Annotated in this window: 22 protein-coding genes; 12 read left to right on the forward strand and 10 right to left on the reverse strand. The window is 71.3% G+C overall.

Annotated elements, in window-relative coordinates:
• Nucleotide 1: 1 nt before the first annotated feature.
• The 10 genes from AB3X07_RS11200 to AB3X07_RS11245 form a co-directional block, all read right to left on the reverse strand.
• A complete protein-coding gene (locus tag AB3X07_RS11200) occupies nucleotides 2-850 on the reverse strand; it encodes a class I SAM-dependent methyltransferase (protein WP_369944566.1) in 849 nt (282 codons plus the stop codon).
• Between the two features lie 139 nt (nucleotides 851-989).
• Complete coding sequence (locus AB3X07_RS11205; RefSeq protein ID WP_369944567.1) at nucleotides 990-1,841, reverse strand: Wzz/FepE/Etk N-terminal domain-containing protein; 852 nt, start codon at nucleotides 1,839-1,841, stop codon at nucleotides 990-992.
• A complete protein-coding gene (locus tag AB3X07_RS11210) occupies nucleotides 1,838-3,013 on the reverse strand; it encodes a hypothetical protein (RefSeq protein ID WP_369944568.1) in 1,176 nt (391 codons plus the stop codon). Before AB3X07_RS11210 ends, AB3X07_RS11205 begins: the two co-directional genes overlap by 4 nt.
• Nucleotides 3,010-3,951 carry a glycosyltransferase gene (locus AB3X07_RS11215; RefSeq protein WP_369944569.1) on the reverse strand — a complete coding sequence of 314 codons (942 nt, stop codon included), beginning with the start codon at nucleotides 3,949-3,951 and terminating at the stop codon, nucleotides 3,010-3,012. The genes AB3X07_RS11210 and AB3X07_RS11215 overlap by 4 nt, the downstream gene beginning before the upstream one ends.
• Nucleotides 3,951-5,204, reverse strand: coding sequence for an O-antigen translocase (locus tag AB3X07_RS11220; RefSeq protein ID WP_369944570.1), 1,254 nt, complete (start codon nucleotides 5,202-5,204; stop codon nucleotides 3,951-3,953). Before AB3X07_RS11220 ends, AB3X07_RS11215 begins: the two co-directional genes overlap by 1 nt.
• The gene (locus tag AB3X07_RS11225; protein ID WP_369944571.1) at nucleotides 5,201-6,316 is read right to left on the reverse strand and encodes a DegT/DnrJ/EryC1/StrS family aminotransferase; all 1,116 of its coding nucleotides are present in this window, start codon (nucleotides 6,314-6,316) and stop codon (nucleotides 5,201-5,203) included. Before AB3X07_RS11225 ends, AB3X07_RS11220 begins: the two co-directional genes overlap by 4 nt.
• Nucleotides 6,313-7,248: a GNAT family N-acetyltransferase gene (locus AB3X07_RS11230; protein ID WP_369944572.1), complete on the reverse strand. Its 936-nt coding sequence runs from the start codon at nucleotides 7,246-7,248 to the stop codon at nucleotides 6,313-6,315. Before AB3X07_RS11230 ends, AB3X07_RS11225 begins: the two co-directional genes overlap by 4 nt.
• On the reverse strand, nucleotides 7,235-8,191 hold the full coding sequence (locus tag AB3X07_RS11235; RefSeq protein ID WP_369944573.1) for a hypothetical protein: 957 nt from the start codon (nucleotides 8,189-8,191) through the stop codon (nucleotides 7,235-7,237). Before AB3X07_RS11235 ends, AB3X07_RS11230 begins: the two co-directional genes overlap by 14 nt.
• Before the next feature lie 7 nt (nucleotides 8,192-8,198).
• A complete protein-coding gene (locus AB3X07_RS11240) occupies nucleotides 8,199-8,864 on the reverse strand; it encodes an acetyltransferase (protein WP_369944574.1) in 666 nt (221 codons plus the stop codon).
• A gap of 4 nt (nucleotides 8,865-8,868) precedes the next feature.
• Nucleotides 8,869-9,285 (reverse strand): sugar 3,4-ketoisomerase, encoded by a 417-nt coding sequence (locus AB3X07_RS11245; protein WP_369944575.1) that lies wholly within the window; start codon nucleotides 9,283-9,285, stop codon nucleotides 8,869-8,871.
• Nucleotides 9,286-9,607: 322 nt separating this feature from the next.
• Here AB3X07_RS11245 and AB3X07_RS11250 point away from each other — a divergent pair, with 322 nt between their 5' ends.
• From AB3X07_RS11250 to AB3X07_RS11305, 12 genes are all read left to right on the forward strand, one after another.
• Nucleotides 9,608-10,117, forward strand: a complete 510-nt coding sequence (locus AB3X07_RS11250) for a cytochrome b (protein WP_369944730.1) — start codon at nucleotides 9,608-9,610, stop codon at nucleotides 10,115-10,117.
• A 61-nt stretch (nucleotides 10,118-10,178) separates the two neighbouring features.
• Nucleotides 10,179-11,540, forward strand: a complete 1,362-nt coding sequence (locus AB3X07_RS11255; RefSeq protein ID WP_369944576.1) for a cytochrome C — start codon at nucleotides 10,179-10,181, stop codon at nucleotides 11,538-11,540.
• A 29-nt stretch (nucleotides 11,541-11,569) separates the two neighbouring features.
• Nucleotides 11,570-11,965: a c-type cytochrome gene (locus AB3X07_RS11260; protein ID WP_369944577.1), complete on the forward strand. Its 396-nt coding sequence runs from the start codon at nucleotides 11,570-11,572 to the stop codon at nucleotides 11,963-11,965.
• A gap of 271 nt (nucleotides 11,966-12,236) precedes the next feature.
• Nucleotides 12,237-12,980, forward strand: a complete 744-nt coding sequence (locus AB3X07_RS11265) for a hypothetical protein (protein ID WP_369944578.1) — start codon at nucleotides 12,237-12,239, stop codon at nucleotides 12,978-12,980.
• A 64-nt stretch (nucleotides 12,981-13,044) separates the two neighbouring features.
• The gene (locus AB3X07_RS11270) at nucleotides 13,045-13,632 is read left to right on the forward strand and encodes an RNA polymerase sigma factor (RefSeq protein ID WP_369944579.1); all 588 of its coding nucleotides are present in this window, start codon (nucleotides 13,045-13,047) and stop codon (nucleotides 13,630-13,632) included.
• Nucleotides 13,629-14,270: a zf-HC2 domain-containing protein gene (locus tag AB3X07_RS11275; protein ID WP_369944580.1), complete on the forward strand. Its 642-nt coding sequence runs from the start codon at nucleotides 13,629-13,631 to the stop codon at nucleotides 14,268-14,270. Before AB3X07_RS11270 ends, AB3X07_RS11275 begins: the two co-directional genes overlap by 4 nt.
• Nucleotides 14,267-15,607: a S8 family serine peptidase gene (locus AB3X07_RS11280; RefSeq protein WP_369944581.1), complete on the forward strand. Its 1,341-nt coding sequence runs from the start codon at nucleotides 14,267-14,269 to the stop codon at nucleotides 15,605-15,607. Before AB3X07_RS11275 ends, AB3X07_RS11280 begins: the two co-directional genes overlap by 4 nt.
• An 8-nt stretch (nucleotides 15,608-15,615) precedes the next feature.
• Complete coding sequence (locus tag AB3X07_RS11285) at nucleotides 15,616-16,416, forward strand: heme ABC transporter permease (protein WP_369944583.1); 801 nt, start codon at nucleotides 15,616-15,618, stop codon at nucleotides 16,414-16,416.
• Complete coding sequence (gene ccmD, locus AB3X07_RS11290; RefSeq protein WP_369944584.1) at nucleotides 16,413-16,628, forward strand: heme exporter protein CcmD; 216 nt, start codon at nucleotides 16,413-16,415, stop codon at nucleotides 16,626-16,628. The genes AB3X07_RS11285 and ccmD overlap by 4 nt, the downstream gene beginning before the upstream one ends.
• Nucleotides 16,612-17,088 carry a cytochrome c maturation protein CcmE gene (ccmE, locus tag AB3X07_RS11295; RefSeq protein WP_369944586.1) on the forward strand — a complete coding sequence of 159 codons (477 nt, stop codon included), beginning with the start codon at nucleotides 16,612-16,614 and terminating at the stop codon, nucleotides 17,086-17,088. The genes ccmD and ccmE overlap by 17 nt, the downstream gene beginning before the upstream one ends.
• Before the next feature lie 43 nt (nucleotides 17,089-17,131).
• Complete coding sequence (locus AB3X07_RS11300) at nucleotides 17,132-19,102, forward strand: heme lyase CcmF/NrfE family subunit (protein ID WP_369944587.1); 1,971 nt, start codon at nucleotides 17,132-17,134, stop codon at nucleotides 19,100-19,102.
• Nucleotides 19,099-19,638, forward strand: coding sequence for a DsbE family thiol:disulfide interchange protein (locus AB3X07_RS11305; protein WP_369944588.1), 540 nt, complete (start codon nucleotides 19,099-19,101; stop codon nucleotides 19,636-19,638). Before AB3X07_RS11300 ends, AB3X07_RS11305 begins: the two co-directional genes overlap by 4 nt.
• Nucleotides 19,639-19,675 lie beyond the last annotated feature (37 nt).

A 19,675-nucleotide genomic window follows, 5' to 3' on the forward strand; every position in this document is an offset into this window, starting at 1 on the left:
GTCAGCGCTTGCGCATCACGATCAGGAAGTGGTCGCCCATGTCGCGCAGCAGCGGCCAGCCGCCGATGCGGTCGTCGAGGCGGCCCAGGCGCTCGCCCCAGCGCGGGTGGCGCCGGTAGTGGTCGACCAGGTACGGCGGCGGCAGGCACAGGCTGAGCGCGCGGTAGGAGTCGAGGTCGAAATGCGCGGCGAAGGCGCGGTAGAACTCGCGCGGCAGGTAGTACCAGGTCCAGATCGTGTGTCCGTTCATGCCCACCGCGGTGGCCCCGCGCGCGGCGCGCACCGCTGCGCGGCGGAAGCGGCCGCGCAGCGCGTAGTGGCCCAGTTCCCACGGGCACAGCCGCCCGATCACCGAGAACACCAGGCGCCCGTCGCGGCGCAGCAGGCGCGCGCATTCGGCGGCGACCGCCGGCAGGTCCGGGGCGCAGTTGAGCGGGCCGAAGTTGGAGTACATGCCGTCGAACTCGCCGTCCAGCCGATCCAGTTGCTGGATGCCGACGTGCGCGGCGCTGAGCCGGCCGTGCAGCGCCGGATCCTGCGCGCGTTGCCGGGTGCGCGCCACCATCTGCGGCGACCAGTCGGTGGCCAGCACGCGATAGCCGCGGCGGGCGAACTCGTGGGCGTCCAGGCCGGTGCCGCAGCCCAGGTCGATCAACCGCGCGCCGATCGGCAGTTGCGTGGCCACCGTGTTCCACAGCGTGCCGCGCATGCGCTGGATCAGTTCGTTGTTGCCGCGCGGGCCGTCGTAGTCGGCCGCGACGCTGTCGAAGGCGCGCTGGGTCTCCAGCAACTGCGCCGGGTCGATCGTCGCCGCGCGCGCCGCGGCGCCAGGTTTGCCATTCGCACTCACATCCACTCTCCACTCGCCAGCCGGCGTCGCCGGGAACCGCCGTGTCGGCCGCAAGCGCGGATCGCACGGTACCCCCGTGAGTGCGGACCGCGCCGCATTTGGTTGAATCGGCGACCGCGCCGGCGATGTGCCGCTGCGCTCAACCTTCGGCGCCAACCGGCACGGCCTGGACGGCGCCGCCGCGACCGCGCCGCCGCAGTGCGTCGCGCACGATCGCGGCGAACACGCCCAGGCCGCCCCCCAGCATCAGCGCCACCGCCAGCACCAGCAGCGGATTGGGGAACGCCGCACGCTCCGGCACGTAGGCCGGCCACGGCGCGGAGGTGTCGTAGGTAAAGCGTTCGCCGAGCCGCGCGAGCAGATCGTCGCACTCGGATTTGAGCCCACGGATCGCGGTGTTCTTCTCCGACAGCAGCAGGTTGCCGAGCAATTGCTGCTCGACGCCGCCCTTGCCCTGTTCCTGCAGCAGGCGCGCGCGGTCGGCCTGCGCGGCGGCCAGCTCGCTCTCGATGTCCTGCAGGCGCTCGCGCGCCTGCCGCAGCGGTGCGGCCTGGATACGGCGATGCAGCGTCTGCAGTTCCAGCGTCGTCGCCGTGGCCAGGGCGCGCGCCTGCTGCGCGGAGTCCGCGCGCAGGCTCAGCTGGATCAGGTTGGCGTAGGGATCGGGGTCCAACTTCAGACTGCTGCGGTACAGCGCGGCCGCGCGCCCGTCCAATGGCAGGCGCAGGCGCCGCAGCACCTGATCCTGGAACAGGCGGGTCTTGATCCGGTCGATCACGCGCTGGAACGGCTCCAGCTTGGGATCGCGTCCGGCCGGGGTCGGGCCGAATTCGCCGACCTGCACCCAGGCGGTGGCCTGCCACTGCCGCGTGGCGACGTGCAGGAACGCGAAACCCAGCGCCAGTGCGGCGAGCAGCGGCAGCAGGCACCAGCGCCATTCGCGGCGCAGGATCCGCCACAGGTCGATCAGGTAGATTTCGTCTTCTTTCATGGCAGCGTGGGTCCGGGGAGAAGGGGGAGCGCCCGCCCTGCCCCGCCCTGCGCCAGCGCGGCGCGGCGGTTCGGCAGCAGCGCGCTGCAGGCGTGCAGGACCAGGCACAGCGCGATGAAGCCGGCGTTGGTCCAGGTGAAGGCCTGCGGCGCGAACGGCGCCATCAGGCAGGCATAGGCGAGGCGCAGGAACACCAGCAGGTTGAACAGGCCGACCGTGGCGCCGAGCAGGCGCACGCTCCACAGCAAGGCCGCATACAACGCCAGCATCGACGCCAGCGCGGCGCCGGCGCCGCCGGCCAGCAGGAACGGGAAGAATTCGGTGCCGACATTGATGTTCGGCGCATCCAGCGGAATGCCGGTGCCGGCGGTGGCGATGGAGCCGCTCAGCGGCACCACCTGGTTGATCAGGAAGCTGGCGTTGACGTACGCCTTGGCCAGCATCGCGCCGAAGTTGTACGGCCCGGCGCCGATGTACAGCAGCAGCCACTTGATGCCCTCCGGCGCGGCGCGGTACAGGGCGCTGAAGGGCAACGTCACCGACTCCAGCGAGCCCGAGCGCAGACTGCCCAGCACCGAGAACACCGTGGCGCCGGCCACCAGCAAGGCGACGATGGGTTTCCACGGCAGCGGCCGTGCCGGGTCGCGGCGCAGCAGCAGGAGCAAGGCGAAGCTGAACAGGCCGGCGAAGATGCGGTTGCGGTCGATCACCAGGATCGGGAACACGAAGCCGGCGACGATCATGCCGTTGCGCAGCGTGCGGTTGCGCACGCACAGCAGCGCGATCGGCGGCAGGATCCAGCACATGTTCGACAGGTGCCGCACGTGCGACTGCGCCGGGCTCAGCGTGGCGTATGCGGACGGATCGGTGAACAGCGGGATCGGGAACAACGCCAGGTCCAGCACGCAGAACACGCCGACCAGCGCGGCCAGGCACAGGGCCACGAAGGATTCGCGCGTACCGGCATAGCGCCGCGCGCGGAACGCCGCCAGCGGCGGCAGGCGGATGCCGTGCAGCGCGTCCGACACCAGCATCGCGGCCGCGGCCGCCGCCAGCAGCGCAATGCCGGCCAGATAGCCCGGCGGCAGGTCGAAGCTGAGCAGGGTCAGCGCGCAACTGAACAGCAACGGCAGGCCGAAGTACGCCGACGGCACGCGCAGCAGCCGGTTCATGCGCGTTCCGCCACCGGCGCCTGCGTCGCGGGTTGCAGCCGCGCCAGCAGCGACAACCCGGCATGCGCCAGCAGGTGACCGCCCAGCGCCAGCGGCTGCCGCCGCAGGAACGCGATCTTGGCCGCGATGTAGTGCGCCTGCGCATGCAGCAGGGTGCGGCACGGCGCATCGAACAACGCGGCGCGGCGCAGCGCCACCCGGCGCGATTCGGCCAGGTTGGCCAGGCGGCTGGGCAGATGTCGGGTACGGCTGGCGTTGGCGCCGTGCAGGCGGTAGGCGCAGACGCCGACGTCGATGAAGCCCAGCGCGTCGCGCGCGACCAGGCGCAGGAAGAAGTCCCAGTCCTCGATGTGCAGTTCCTCGTCCCACGCCACCCGCGCCTGCAGCGCGCTGCGCCGGACCAGGGCCACCGCCCCGCTCACCGCCCAGTGGCGGATCACCGCGCGGCGGATGCCGGCATCGCTCAGGTACAGGCGTTTGTCCACGCCGTGCAGGTCGCGCATGCTGCTTTGGTGCAACAGGCGCCCGTCGGCGTCGACCACCACCGCATCGCCGATCACCGCCTGCTTGTTTGGCGACGCGCGCAGGTACGCGACCTGCGCCGCCAGGCCGCCGGGCAGCAGATAGTCGTCGCTGGCGCCCAGGCGCAGGAACTCGCCGCTGGCCATCGCCACCAGGTGGTTCAGGGTGGCGGCGATGCCGCGGTTCTCGCGCTGCCAGAACCGCACCGGCAGACGCTCTCCATGCTGCGCGATCCACTCGGCGATGCGCGCCGGGGTGGCGTCGCTGGAGCCGTCGTCGACGATCACGATCTCCTTGTTCGGGTACGGATCCTCCAGCACGCTGTCCAGGCAGCGCTGCACGAAGCGTTCGTGGTTGAACGCCGGGATCAGCACCGACACCCGCGGCAAATCGCCATGCACTGCGTGCGCGTCCATCAACGCAACCCTCCCAGATAGCGCCGCACCACCACGATGTTGAACGCCAGGTACAGCGCGTAGTTGACGGCGAACGCGTACGCGGCGCCGATCAGGCCCATGCGCGCGGTGAACAGGTAGACCAGCCCCAGATAGCTGGCGGCGAACACGCATTCGGAGACCACGAACAGCCGCGTCATCGCCTTGGCCAGCATCAGGTAGGACAGCACGAAGGCGGCGATCTTGATCACGTCGCCGACCAGTTGCGGCGCGTACAGCGGCGCGGCGGCGGCGAAGTCGGCGGCGAACAGCAGCCGGGTGACCCAATCGCGGCACAGGTAGATCGCAGCGGCCGCCGCGACCACCGCCGGCAGGACGTAGCGGTAGGCGGTGCGCAGTTCCCGCAGCAGGCCAGCGCGGGCGCGCAGCGCCGCCAGCTTGGGCAGGTAGTAGACGTTGATCGCGGTGGTGAAGAACAGCAGGTAGGCCTCGGAGACCTTGCTCACCGCCTGCCAGTAGCCCACCTGTTGCCAGCCGAACCTGCCGGCCAGGTGGTCGCGCACGCCGATGTTGACCAGCAGCGGCAGCAGCGCCGAGGTCAGCGTCATCACCGAGAACGCGGCCAGGCGCCGGGTCATTTCCGGGTCGAAGCGGATGCGCAGCATCTCGCGGCGGAAGTAGGCGCTGCGCCGCAGCGCCGGCACCGCGGCGCACAGCCACAGCACCTGCCCGGCGACCAGGCCCAGCAGCGCGCCATACAATTGCAGCCAGCGCGACAGCCACAGCACCACCAGCACGCTGAGCACCGCGCCGGCGACCTGGATGAAGGCCAGCCGGCGCACGTCCATGAAGCCGTTGACCACGGCCAGCACGTAGTTGACCAGGGCGATGCCGAGCTGGGCCACGGCCAGCACGCAGATCAGGCTCTGGTAGCGCGGATCGCCGAGCAGGCGCTGCGCGATCTGCTCGCTGAGCAGTAGCGCGACCACGCCCATCGCGCAGGCGGCGCAGCAGGCATAGCCCAGCGCCGTGCCCAGCAGCCGCGCCAGCGCCGGCGCGTCGTCGCGGTACTCGGCCACGTACTTGACGATGCCCGCGCCGATGCCGCCACCGGCCAGCACCGCCAGCAGCGACATCAGGCTGGTGAACTGGCCGAGCCGGGCCACGCCGGCCGGCCCGGCATAGACCGCGACCAGCTTCAGTACCAGCAGCGCGGCCAGCAGCTTGGCCGCGGTGGCCACGCCGCTGTACAGGCCGCTGCGCACGACGTTCATGCCGGCGTCGCCTCGAAGGCCAGGCAGGCGGCGATCACCCGCTCCACCGCCTCCGCGTCCAGGGTCGGCCCGATCGGCAGGCTCAGCACTTCGTCCTGCAACCGCTCGCACAGCGGCAGGCGGTGTCCGCTCAGGGCGGCATACGCCGGTTGCCGGTGCGGCGGCAGCGGATAGTGCACCAGGCACTGGATGCCGCTGGCCAGCAGGTGACGTTGCAGCGCATCGCGCCGCGCGCAGCGCACCACGAACAGGTGCCAGGCATGCCGCGCCTCGTCGCGTACCTGCGGCACCTGGATCCGCGGGTGGACGATGCCGGCGCGGTAGCGCTGCGCGATGGCGCGGCGCCGCGCAATGTCGGCATCCAGGTATTTCAGCTTGACCCGCAGCAGCGCCGCCTGCATCTCGTCCAGGCGCGAATTCACGCCTTGCACCAGGTGCCGGTACTTGATGTCCGAGCCGTAGTTGCGCAGCATCCGGATCCGCGCCGCCAGTTGCGCATCGTCGGTGACCACCGCGCCGCCGTCGCCCAGCGCGCCCAAGTTCTTGCCGGGAAAGAAGCTGAAGCCGGCGGCATCGCCGAAGCTGCCGGCGTGGTGTCCGTGCAGGCGCGCGCCATGCGCCTGCGCCGCGTCCTCGATCAGCAGCAAGCCGTGGCGCCGCGCCAGCGCCTGCAGTGCCTGCATGTCGGCCAGTTGCCCGTACAGATGCACGGCCATGATCGCCCGCGTGCGCGGCCCGATCGCGCGCTCCACGCAGTCCGGGTCCAGATTGAAGCTGTGCGGGTCCGGCTCCACCGGCACCGGCCGCAGGCGGTTCTCGCTGATCGCCAGGAAGCTGGCGATGAAGGTGTTGCCCGGCACGATCACTTCGTCGTCGTCGCGCAGCCGGCCCAGGTCGCGGTAGCCGCGCAGGATCAGGGTCAGCGCGTCCATGCCGTTGCCCACGCCGATCGCATGGCGGTTGCCGCAATACGCGGCGAACTCGCCCTCGAACGCCTCCAGCTCCTCGCCCAGCACGTACCAGCCGGAGTCGATCACTCGCGCCGCCGCCGCCTTCAGTTCGTCGGCGTAGCGGGCGTTGAGCGCGCGCAGGTCCAGGAACGGCACGCTCATCGGAGATCCCAGGCGTAGAAATCGTGGACCACGGCGCGCGCGCCGAAGCGCTCCTTCTGCTCGACCAGGCCGGCGTTGAGTCCCTGGCCCTGCCGTTCGGTGGAGATGCCGAGGCTGAAATAGTCGCGCTGCGCGTAGACGTGCTCGATCAGTTCGGCCAGCAGCAGGCTCAAGGCATCCACGCGGCGGCCCTGCTCGGCGCAGGCCAGGTACTGGGTGTGCACCACGCGGCCGAAGTCGTACAGCAGCGTAGCCGCCAGCAGGGTCTGGCCGTCGCGCACTTCGTACAGCACCAGGTGCTCGGGAAAGCGCCCGCACAGCAGGCGCAGTTCCTGCAGGCTATGCGTCGGGCTGGCGCCATGACGCTGCAGCACCTCGCTCAGCAGCGCATGGAACTGCGTCGGATCGTCGTTGCGCTGCACGCGCAGGCCGGCCTTGCGCGCCTTGCCGACCGAGCGCCGCCGTTCGGCGGCGAAGCGCAGCGGCTCGCGCAAGGCGATCGCCGAGGACAGGTCGCGCCGTTGCAGGCGTGCGCCGAGCCTGTGCAGGGCGTAGAGATCCTCTTCCGCGGGCGAGGCGTGGAACAGGTGCGGCACCGCCTTGTACAGCAGTTCGTGCGCGCCGCGGGCGCGGTAGTGCGCCGCGATCCGCTCGAACGCCTCCAGCGTCGCCGTCGCGCGCAGGCCGTGCGCCGACAACAGCCCGGCATAGCTCAGCCCGGCATGGCTGACCACGCGCGTGCCGTCCAGGTTGGCCGGGAACACCGCCACCAGCGCACCGTCGCGCTCGACCAGCAACGAGGCATCGACGAAGCGTTCGGCGTGGTAGTCCATGTAGCCGCGCCGGTGCAGCAGGTTGCCGTTGCGGGACTCGGCGACCAGGGCGTCCCAGGCCGGCGCGTCGGCGGGCGTGTAGGCTCTAACCGATAACATCGCCGCCCTCGCCTGCGCCGTGCGCGATGGGCGCCACCGCCACGCCGAAACCGTCGTGCCCCATGGCGTTGCCGTTGTAGAACAGCAAGGCGCTGTCGCCGTGCCGGATCAGCGCCGGGTAGCACAACGTGTGCGCGTCCCAGCCGTCGTCCGACAGGGTCAGGCCCAGGGCCGCGTCGCAGCGCTCCCATCGACGGCCGTCGTCGCTGCGCGCGACCCCGGGGAAATAGGCGCCGTCGCGATTGCCGCGGGTGAAGTACATCAGGTAGCCGCGGCCGTGGCGGTACACGCGTGGCCGGCCGATGCGGTATTCGCTGCCCTGCGGCTGCAGGCAGACCGTGTCCTGGCGCGGGATCGCCTGCAGGTCGTCGGTCTCGGCATAGCGGATGTGGTAGCGCGGGAACGGCGCGCCGTCGATCCATTCCCAGTCGTCGCCGACCGCGTACCACAGCCGCCAGCGGCCATCCTCGTAGCGCGCCGAATGCACCGCGGCGATGGTGCTGCGGCCGGGCGCGCGTTCCAGCAGCGGCGTGTCCTGGCGGCGCTGGAAGGTCTCGCCGCCATCGGTGGAGACCGCCAGGCCGGTAAAGGCCAGGAACTTGGCCTTGGCCACGCGCTGGAAGCCGACGTAGAACATGTACAGCCCATCCGGCGCGGCCACCACGTCGCCGAGGATCATGCCGTTGTCGTCGAAGCAGCCGTCGCGGCCGATGTCCAGCACCGGCTGCGCGCCGACCCGCACCACCTGGGTGGGATCGTCGCCGCGCACGTCGACGTAGCCGATGCGGCTGACCCCGGCCGCGTCGCGAAAGCCGGCGTAGACGCGGATCAGTGCGTCGTCCAGGCGGTACGGGGTCGGGGTCAGCGCCGAGTGCCGCATCCAGCCGCCGACGCCGTCGCGTGCGGTCGCGAACACCAGGCCGCGTTTCTTCCAATCGAACATGGACGTCTCAGAGGGTCACGTCGAAGCTGGACTTGCCGGCCACCGCGCGCGCCGGCGCGCCGACATACACCCGGCCCGGCTCGGTGTCGCGGGTGACCAGCGCGCCGGCGCCGATCACGTTGTCCGCGGCGACCTTGACCCCGTCGCTGAAGGTGGCATTGACCCCGACGAAGCTGCCCTGGCCGATCTCGCAGTAGCCGGAAATCACCGCATGCGAGGCGACGAACACATGGTCCTGGATCACCGTGCGGTGGCCCACGTGGTTGCCGCTCCACAGGATGCAGTTGTCGCCGATGCGGGTGAACGGCTGCACCACGTTGCCTTCGAACACGAAGCAGTTCTCGCCCAGCTGCGCGTTGCGCCAGACGAAGGCGCGCGAACTGACGTAGCTGGCCAGCCGGTAGCCGCGCCGCTTGGTCTCGGCATAGAAACGCATGCGCAGCCGGTTGAGGCCGGTGGCGGGAATCGCCACGAACGCCTCCACCTGCGCCGGCGGATACAGCCGCTCCAGGTCCTCGTAGGCCACTACCGGCCGCTCGGCCAGGGTCGGCGCGGCGAGGTAGTCGCGCTCGGCGCTGAACGCCAGCACCTCGTAGTCGCTGTCGTGGCTGAAGTATTCGCAGGCGATCTGCGCCAGCTCGCCCGCGCCGACGATCACCAAAGGCCGTGCCATGCGCCTACGCCTCCTGCCGGTGCACGCCGGCCGCTTCGCGCAGGAACTCGTCGTAGTCGAGGATGTAGTCGGCCGGGTCGTAGGCCTGGTCGGCCAGCACCATCAGCACGCAGTCGTCGCTGAAATCGTACAGGTCGCGCCACACCATGCTGCCCAGCAGCAGGCCCTGGCTGGGATCGTCCAGCACCACCTGCGTCGGCCCGTTGCCGTCGTCGAGCAGGAACGACACCGAGCCGTGCAGGGCCACCGCCAACTGGTTGAGCCGGCGGTGCGCGTGCTGGCCGCGATGCACGCCGTGCTTGGTCGCGAACAGGTAGTAGACGCGGCGGATGTCGAAAGGCACGTCGCGTTGCTGTTCAAGGGCGACCAGCAAGCCGCGCTCGTCGCCATGCGTACGCAACTGGATTCGTTCGATTGCCATGAGTGTGCCCGACACGGACTCCGACGCGGAGTTACCAGGCTGAGTGCCGGCGTACCGCGGAAAGGTTGCGCCCCACCACAGGCCGCGCCGCCGCGCGGCACGCGACGCCACCCACGCAACCTTTTGCCGCGCACCCGGCACCCATCTGCGACCGCTGCCGTGTCGCCGCACCTCGATAGCGGCGACACGCATTCCACCGAGACGACCTGGACAAGGACCCGCCACCATGACTTCCTCCACGCAGGCCGACGACGCCACCGCCCGTGCCGCGGCATCCGCGCCCGAACCGCGCAGGTCCGCCGGCGCCGCGTTGCCGCGGCCGCTGGTGCTGCTGCATTGGCTCACCGTGCTGTGCCTGGTGCTGGCGGCGGGCCTGATCCTGCTGCGCGAGGAAGTGGACGGCCGCGCCGTGCGCCAGTGGTTGCTGGAGGGGCACCGCCATTTCGGCCTGTTCGTGCTCGGCCTGTTCTTCCTGCGCGCGGCGTTGCGGCTGCGCCTGGGCAAGCGCGACGACGCCGAGGCCGGCTCGCGGCTGCTGCGCGCGCTCGCCGGACTCACCCACCTGGCGATGTACGCCTTGCTGTTGACCCTGCCGGTGCTGGGCTGGGCGCTGAGCCAGTCGATGGGCAAGCCGGTGCATCTGTTCGCCGCCACCTTGCCGGAGCTGGTCGCCCCCGATCCGGACCTGGCCGACACCCTCGGCGCCTGGCACGTGTATGCCGCCTGGGTGCTGCTGGGGTTGATCGTGCTGCACATCGGTGCGGCGCTGTGGCACCACTTCGTGCGCCGCGACGATCTGCTGCGGCGAATGCTGCGCTTCCGCCGCGGCTGAGCCGCGCTTCCACGCCCTTCCCTCGTCCGCCGCCGCGCCGACCCGTTCAAGGACCCCTCGCATGCAGACCGCCCAGTCTCCCTCTTCCTTCTTCCGTCCCGGCCCGCTGCGTGGCGCCGAACAGGTCCTGCTGTGGACAACGCTTGGCTCCCTGTTGCTGCTGGTCAGCCCGCGCGCCGCGGCGGTGCCGGCGTTCGCGCGGCAGACCGGTTCCTCCTGCGCGGACTGCCACATCGGCGCCTACGGCCCGGCGCTCACGCCCTACGGCATGCGCTTCAAGCTCAACGGCTACACCGACAGCGACGGCAACGGCACCAAGATCCCGGCCTCGGCGCAGCTCACCGGCACCCGCAGCGTGCCGGTGCGCGGCAAGACCAACAACCAGCTCAGCGCGGCCGACCTGTACCTGGCCGGCCGGGTCACCGACAACATCGGCGGCTACATCAAGGTGTCCACCACCAACAACGGCAAGGACAAGTTCACCACCAAGCTGGACAACGTGGACCTGCGCTTCGTCGCCAAGACCTTCAAGCTCGGCGGCAAGGACGCGCTGGTCGGGGTCAGCGTCAACAACAACCCGGGCAGCCAGGATCCGATCGGCGTGCTGCCCAACGCCTCCGGCCTGGGTCCGGCGTCGGCCTATGCCAGCAGCACCACCCTGCTCAACCAGTCCTCGCTGTCCAACCGGGTGATCGGCACCAGCGTCTACGGCGTGTACGACCGCAACTGGTACGGCGAGATCGGCACCTACAACGCGCTGCCGGTCTCCACCCAGGACGACCTCGGCTACGCGGTCGGCGGCGACCCGGGCAAGCTCAGCGATACCGGCTACCTGCGCCTGAGCTACATGAAGGACATGAAGAAGCAATTCTTCTCAGCCGGCGTGGTGGCCCTGACCACGCGCCGCCAGCTGCCGCGCAGCACCGGCCCGCGCGACGACTTCACCGACCTGGGCTACGACCTGAACTACCAGTTCCTGGGCACCCGCGAGCACATCGTCAAGCTCGGCTATCTGAACATCTACGAGCGCCGCCGCTACGGCAGCGCGGCGATCGACCCGGACGACCCGAGCGTGGCCGGCCTGCGCCGCGGCAGCATCCGCGACCAGTCGATCAACCTCAGCTACACCTACAGGCAGACCTATGGCCTGCTGCTGGCGCACTTCATCAACACCGGCTCGGACGATGCGTTCCGCTACCGCCCGTACGGCGCGCCGGATACCACCAGCAACCTGATCAGCGCCTCGTGGGCGCCGTTCGGCAAGGACGACAGCTACTCGTCGATCTCCAACCTGCGCCTGTCCGCCACCTGGTTCCGTTTCAGCAAGTTCAACGGCACCACCGGCAACGTGTTCGGCGCCCTGCCGGTGACGCGCCCGCACGACCTCAACCAGTTCTCGCTGGCGCTGAGCCTCGCGTTCTGACCCCGCCCTTCCCCCACGCACGGATCGTCATGAAACCAGCCAATCTCCCCTTGTGGTGCACCCTGATGGCCAGCCTGCTGCCGCTCGGCGCCGCGCTCGCCCCGGCCGCGCAGGCCGCCGGCGGCCTGTCCGGCGCCGGCGTGTTCGCCACCGAATGCGCCGAATGCCATAGCGCGTCGCCCGGCAAGAACAAGAAGGGGCCGACCCTGTTCGGCGTGGTCGGCCGCAGCGCCGGCAGCGTGCCGGACTACCGCTACTCGGAGGCGATGAAGAAGACCCAGTGGACCTGGACCGACGACAAGCTGCGCACCTACCTGTCGCAGCCCGCGTCCAAGGGCATTCCCGGCGCCAACATGAAGTACGACGGGCTGGACGACAGCAAGCAGCTCGAGGAGCTGATCGCCTATCTCAAGACCCTGCATTGAGCCTGGCGCTCGGCCGCCGCGGCGTCGAAGCTGAACCCGGCGTCCGTCGCCGCGCGGGCGGCCTGTCGCCGCCGCGCCGCGGTGCCGATAATGGCGGCCCACCGCGGGGCGGGCGGCATCCGACCGCCGCCCCGTCCCCGCGCCCACCCTGCGATCCGATCCGCGAGTATCGAGCGACCGTGCACCAGCGCCCTTCCGCCGATTTCCTGCGCGCTTCCGCCGCCGCGGCGGTCGCCCCCCGGCACCGCCGCGCATGGGCGTTTCCGGCGGCATGACCGGGACCGTGGGCGACGTGGCGGCAGTGGCCGCGCGCAGGGCGCCGCGCCTGGGCGCGGTGGCGTTGGCGGTCGCGCTGTGCCTGCCCGGCGCGACCCTGGCCGCCAGCGTCGGCGGCGCGGTCGGCGTCAGTTCGCAATTGGTCGATCGTGGCATCGCGGTGACCGCCGACACCCCCAGCCTGCAACTGTCCGGCTACTGGCTGCCGGCGGCGGGCTGGGCGGTGGGCGCCTCCGCCAGCACCGCGCTGGACGCGCCGGGCCACCAGATGCTGACCACGGTCGAACTGTCGCGCAGCTGGACCCTGTCCGACAGCTGGCAGATGCAGGCCGGGCTGCTGCGCTACAGCTACCCCGGCAACCGCATCAACCGCCTGCTCAACCGCGACGAGGTCAGCCTCGGCTGGTCCTACCGCGACCGGCTGAGCGCGTCGGTGGCCGCGTTCACGCTGTCCGACAGCTATCCCGGGCGCTGGTACGGCGCCGCCGACCTCACCGTGCACCAGCCGTTGCTGGCGCAGGTCTCGCTGTCGGCCGGGATCGGCATCAGCCGGGCGCCCTCGGCCCTGTACGGGCTGGGCTACGAGAACCACTACAGCTACGGCCACGCCGGCCTGATCTGGAACAAGGGCGCCTGGAGCGCGGAGATCGACCGCGTGTTCAGCGATGGGCATAGCATCTACGCCAGGGGCGGCCGCGGCCTGTGGCCGTGGGTGGTGACCGTCTCCCGCGCGTTCTGATCCGGATGCAACCTTTCCGTGCCGACCCGGCACATACCGGTGCCCGTTGCCAAGCCAGCCTTCCATGAACGACACCGATCCCCTCGGCGATGCCACCGACCGCATGCTGCTCCGGCGCATGGCCGGCGGCGACCGCGACGCGCTCGCCACCCTGTACCGCAATTACCACGGCCGCCTGTGCCGGTTCCTGTCGCGGCTGACCCGGCGCCCGGACATCATCGAGGAGGCGATCAACGACTGCTTCTGGATCGCCTGGCAGAAGGCCGGCGATTTCCGCGGGGACTCGCAGGTCTCGACCTGGATCATGGGCATCGCCTACCGCTGCGGGCTCAAGGCCATCCGCCACCACAGCGACGAGGCGATCGAGGACGGCGTCACCGCCGAGGAGCACTTCTCCTCCAGCGCCGACCCGGACGAGGACCGCGAGCTGCGCGACTGGCTCGGCAAGGGCCTGGAGCGGCTGTCGGCCGACCAGCGCCTGGTGGTCGAACTGGTCTACGGCCTGGGCCACAAGCTGGAGGAAGTGGCGGCGATCATGCAGTGCCCGGTGGGCACGATCAAGGCGCGACTGTTCCACGCCCGGGTCAAGCTGCGCAACGTGCTGCCGGGCTTGGCCGGCGGCGCTTCCCCCCTGATGGAGAGCATGTCATGAAGACAGGCTTCAACGAGCCGGGCAACGAATGCGCGCACGCCTGGGATCTGATGCCGTGGGTGCTGCAGGCCAGCGCCACGGATGAGCAACACGAGTGGCTGATCGCGCATCTGGCCAAGTGCCCGCACTGCAGCGCCGAGTTCGCGCAGCAGAGCCGGCTGCGCATGGCGATGTCGCTGCCCAGCGACGTGCCGGTGGATGCCGAGGCCGGACTGCAGCGCCTGCTCGGCCGCCTCGACGCGCCGGTCGAGCCGCAGCGGCCGGCGGCGCGTCCCCGCGCCAGCTGGACCACGCGGGCGCTGGTCGCCGCCGCGCTGGTGCAGGCGGTGGGCCTGGGCGTGCTCGGCGCCAGGCTGCCGCATGACGACCGCAGCGGCAGCTACCGCACCCTCAGCGACACTCCGGCGGCGACGCCGGCGGCCGGCGCGATCCGCGTGGTGCCCGACGCGCACATGACCCTGGCCGAGTGGGATGCCCTGCTGCGCAAGCTGCACCTGCGCGTGGTCGGCGGCCCCAACGGCGCCGGCGCCTACACCGTGGTCCCGGAACCCGGCGCGGCGACGCAGTCGCAGCGCAGCGTGCAGTCGCTGCGCGCCGCGCCGGGCATTCGGTTGGCGGAGCCGATTTCCGCGCCATGAGCCCGACCCGCGTCTGCCTGCTGCTCGCCTGCCTCGCCCTCGGCGGCTGCGCCCATGGCGCGCGCGGCGCTGCCGACGCCACGCCGGCGGCGCCGGCGCCGACCGTCGATGCCTCGCCGGCCTTGGACAGCCAGCGCCAGATCGTGCTTGCGGTGGCCAACCCGATGGCCGCGCCGGGCCGCCACGCCGGCTCCAACCTGATCGGCTACGCCTCCTCCCGGTACTACGGCGCCGGCACCCAGGCCGTCGCCACGCTCGACGCGCTGACCGAGCGCTACGGCCTGCGCCAGGTGACCGGCTGGCCGATCAAGCCGCTGGGCCTGTACTGCGTGGTGCTGGAGCCGCAACCGGGCGTGGAGCGCGACGCGCTGCTGGCGGCGCTGGCCAAGGACGAGCGCGTGGCCCTGTCGCAGCCGCTGCAGGACTTCGCCACCTACGCCGATCCGGCGCCGGCCCCCGCGGCACCACCGTCGCCGCCCGCCAAGCCCGCGCAACCGCTGCGCTACAACGATCCCTACGTGGACATGCAGCGCGGCTTCGTCGCGACCAACGCCGCCACCGCGCAGACGCTGAGCCAGGGCCAGGGCGTGGGCGTGGCGATCGTCGACACCGGCGTGGACACCGCGCATCCGGATCTGCGCGGGCGCCTGCGCGAGGTGCGCGACCTGGTCGCCGCCGATCCCGGCGCCTTCAACCGCGATCACCACGGCACCGAAGTGGCCGGCATCATCGCCGCCGGCAGCAACAACCATCTGGGCATCGTCGGCATGGCGCCCAAGGCCACGCTCGACGTGTACAAGGCCTGCTGGTATCCGCCACGCGCCGGTGCCGGCGCCGGCTGCAATTCCTTCACCCTGGCCAAGGCGCTGGTGGCGATCGGCGACACCCGCACCCGTATCGTCAACCTGAGCCTGGGCGGCCCGGCCGATCCGCTGCTGCGCAAGCTGCTCGAACAGTTGCTGCGGCAGGGCCGCATCGTGGTCGCGGCGATGCCGCCGGACGGACGCCTGGACGGCTTTCCCGACGGCACTCCGGGGGTGATCGTGGTCAGGAGCAGCAGCCCCACCGCGGCGCCGCCAGGCGTGCTCAGCGCCCCCGGCGAGGACATCCTCACCACCCAGCCCAACGGCAGCTACGACTTCACCTCCGGCTCGTCGATGGCCACCGCCCACGTCAGCGGCGTGGTCGCGCTGGTGCTGGCGCTGGCGCCGCAACTGGACGCGCGCAGCGTGCACGACCTGCTGCAGCGGACCAGCCGCGCGCGCGACGGCCTGCTGCAGGTCGATGCCGCCGCCGCGGTGCAGGCGCTGCCGCGCACCGCCACGCTCGCGCGCTGAGCGACGCCATGGCCAACTGGATCCCGCACTGGATGCATCGGCTGAGTTCGCCGCCGACGTTCTACCGCGTCGCCGGCGCGCTCCGCCCGTGGGCGCTGGGCGCGGCCCTGCTGCTGGGCGCGGTGGCGTTCTACGGCGGCCTGGTGCTGGCGCCGCCGGACTACCAGCAACACGACGCCTACCGGATCCTCTTCATCCACGTGCCCAGCGCCTGGATGAGCCTGTTCGTCTATGCGGCGATGGGCGTGGCCGGGCTGATCGCCCTGGTATGGCGGGTGAAACTGGCGGAAGTGGCGTGCATGGCGTCCGCGCCGATCGGCGCGGCGTTCACCGTCATCACCCTGTGCACCGGTTCGCTGTGGGGCAAGCCGATGTGGGGCACCTGGTGGACCTGGGACGCGCGGCTGACGTCGGAACTGGTGCTGCTGTTCCTGTACCTGGGCGTGATCGGCCTGTACCGCGCAATCGAGGATCCGCGCCAGGGCGCGCGCGCCGCCGCGCTGCTGGCCCTGGTCGGGCTGATCAACCTGCCGATCGTGCATTTCTCGGTGGTCTGGTGGAACACCTTGCACCAGGGCTCCACGGTGCGCGTGCTGGGGCCGTCGAAGATGCCGCTGTCGATGCTGTGGCCGCTGCTGACCGCGGTGCTGGCCAGCAAGTGCTATTACGTCGCCAGCCTGCTCGGGCGCATGCGCACCGACGTGCTGGCGCTGGAGCGCGGCAAGGCCTGGGTGCGCGCGATCGCGCTGGCCGCGCCGGCGCCGGCATCGCCAACGCGCGCGCCACGGGCAACGGAGCGTGCGGCATGAGCGGCTTCTGGGCGATGGGCGGCTACGCGGCCTACGTATGGAGCGCCTACGCACTGTTCCTGCTGGTGCTGCTGGCGGACACGCTGCTGCCGCGCTGGCGGCAGCGCCGCCTTCTCGCCCAGACCCGCGCGCAGGTGCTGCGCGAACAGGCGCGGCGCCAGCGCGGCGCATCCTCTCCCCTGTCCGATCCCGACCATGCATCCCACCCGTAAGCGCCGCCTGCTGCTGGCGCTGCTGCTGCTCGGCGCCGCGGCGCTGGCCACCGGCCTGTTCGTACTCGCCCTGCAGCACAACATCAGCTACCTGTTCACGCCCAGCCAGGTACGTGCCGGCCAGGCCGACGGCTATCGCGTGTTCCGCCTCGGCGGCATGGTCAAGGCCGGCTCGATCCGGCGCAGCGCCGATGCGCTGCGCGTGGAGTTCACCGTGATCGACCAGGCCGGCGCCACCGAGGTGGCCTACAGCGGGATCCTGCCGGACCTGTTCCGCGACAACCAGGCGGTGATCGCCACCGGCTCGCTGCACGGCGCCGAGTTCGTCGCCACCGAAGTGCTGGCCAAGCACGACGAAACCTACATGCCGCAGGAACTGAAGGACGCGATGGCGCAGGCGCATGCCGCGCGCACCGCCACAAACGGCGCCGCGGCCGCCGCCGCGCCGGCGCGGCCATGAGCCCGATCGCGCGCGCCGCGCAAGCCTCGGCGCTGGTACGGCGATGATTCCCGAACTGGCCCAGCTCGCGCTGATCCTCGCCCTGCTGCTGGCACTGGCGCAGGGCGTGCTGCCGCTGCTTGGCGCCTGGCGCGGCGACCGCGCGCTGATGGCGGTGGCGCGCCCGGCCGCCTACGCGCAGGCGCTGTTCGCCTGGCTCGCCTTCGCCCTGCTCGCCCTGGCGCTGCTGCGCCTGGATTTCTCGGTGCGCTACGTGGCGGCCAACGCCAACCTGGCGCAGCCCTGGTACTACCGCCTGGCCGCGGTGTGGGGCGCGCACGAAGGCTCGCTGCTGCTATGGATCGCCATCCTCAACCTGTGGACGGTGCTGCTGGCGCGCCGCAGCCGGCACCTGCCGGAGGCGTTCGCCGCGCGCGTGCTCGGTGTGCTCGGCCTGATCGCCGTCGGCTTCCTGGCGTTCGTGCTGTTCACCTCCAATCCGTTCGCGCGGCTGTCGCCGATGCCGCTGGACGGCAACGAACTCAACCCGGTGCTGCAGGACCCGGACATGGTGTTCCACCCGCCGGTGCTCTACACCGGCTACGTCGGCTTCTCTGTGGCCTTCGCCTTCGCCGTCGCCGCCCTGCTCGGCGGCGAACAGCAACAGGCCTGGGTGCGCTGGGCGCGGCCCTGGACCAACATCGCCTGGGGCTTCCTCAGCGCCGGCATCGTCGCCGGCAGCTGGTGGGCCTACGCCGAGCTGGGCTGGGGCGGCTGGTGGTTCTGGGACCCGGTGGAGAACGCCAGCTTCATGCCCTGGCTGGTGGGCGCGGCGCTGATCCACACCCAGGCGGTCACCGAAAAGCGCGGCGCGCTGGGCGCCTGGACCTTGCTGCTGTCGATCCTGGCCTTCTCGCTGTCGCTGCTCGGCACCTTCCTGGTGCGCTCGGGCGTGCTGACCTCGGTGCACGCCTTCGCCGCCGACCCGCGCCGCGGCCTGTACATCCTCGGCTTCCTGATCGTGGCGGTCGGCGGCGCGCTGCTGTTGTACGCGCTGCGCGCGCCGCGGCTGCCCGCCGGCAAGCCCTTCGCCACGCTGTCGCGGGAGACCGCGATCCTGGTCTGCAACCTGATGCTGACCGTGGCCGCGGCGATGGTGCTGCTCGGCACGCTGTTCCCGCTGCTGGGCGATGCGCTGAAGCTGGGCAAGGTCTCGGTCGGGCCGCCCTACTTCGGCTTGCTGTTTCCGCTGCTGATGCTGCCGGTGGTACTGCTGCTGCCGTTCGGCCCCTACCTGCGCTGGGGCCGCACCGAAGCCGGCGCGCTGCGCGCGGTGGCGGTGCGCGCCGGCCTGGCCGCGCTGGCCTGCGCGCTGCTCGCCACGGCACTGACCGACGGCGCCGCGCGCGCGGTGGCCGGCGTCGCCGCCGCGGCCTGGATCGGCGTCGGCACCGCGCTGTACGCATACAAACGCCTGCGCGAAGCGCCACGCGGGCGCCGCTTCCCCGCGGAGATGGCCGGCATGCTGTTGGCGCATGCCGGCGTGGCGGTGTTCGTGGCCGGCGTGCTGCTGTCGCAGAGCCTGTCGATCGAGCGCGACGTGCGCCTGGCGCCCGGACAGAGCGCGCGCATCGGCGGGTATGCGTTCCGCTTCGATGGCGTGCGCCTGGTCGATGGTCCCAACTGGAAGGCCGAACAGGGCACGCTGACGGTGAGCCGCGACGGCGTCGTGGTGGCGGTGCTGCATCCGCAAAAGCGCCTGTATTCCAGCGAGCGCATCCAGACCGAGGCGGCGATCGATGCCGGTGCGCTGCGCGACCTGTACGTGGCGCTGGGCGAACCGCTGGACGACCAGCACATCGAAGACGCCTGGACCCTGCGCCTGTACTACAAGCCGTTCATCCGCTGGATCTGGTGCGGCGGCCTGCTGATGATGCTGGGCGGCTTCGTCAGCGCCGGCGCGAAGCGCTTGCGCGCGCCGCAGCCGGCCGCGCACGACGCCGGGCTGGCCGTTGCGGCGGCGGGTGCGCCATGAACCGGCTGCTGCCATTGCTCGGCTTCCTGCTGCTGGCCGCGCTGTTCGGCTTCGGCATCTACTGGAGCCGCGCGCACGATCCGCGCGACGTGCCGTCGCCGTTGATCGGCAAGCCGGCGCCGGCGTTCGCGCTGCCGCGCCTGGACGATCCGGCGCAACGCGCCGGCAGCGCCGACCTGCGTGGCCGCCCGTACCTGCTCAACGTGTTCGGCAGCTGGTGCCTGGCCTGCGGCGAGGAACATCCGGTGCTGATGGCGCATGCCCGCACCCTCGGCGTGGCGCTGGTCGGCTATGCCTACAAGGACGATCCGCGCGACACCCGCGCCTGGCTGGCGCGGCATGGCAATCCCTACACGCTGGTGGTGGTCGACGCGGATGGACAGCGCGCGATCGACTTCGGCGTCTATGGCGCCCCGGAGACCTTCCTGATCGATGCCCAGGGCGTGATCCGCTACAAGCACGTCGGCGTGCTGACGCCGGCGGTGATCGCCGACGAACTGCGCCCGGCCATCGCCGCGCTGGACGCGGCGCCATGATCGCGCGCGCGCCACACTCGCCGCGGCGTCATCCGCG

This window comes from Xanthomonas sp. DAR 35659, assembly GCF_041242975.1.
Classification (GTDB): Bacteria; Pseudomonadota; Gammaproteobacteria; order Xanthomonadales; family Xanthomonadaceae; genus Xanthomonas_A; species Xanthomonas_A medicagonis.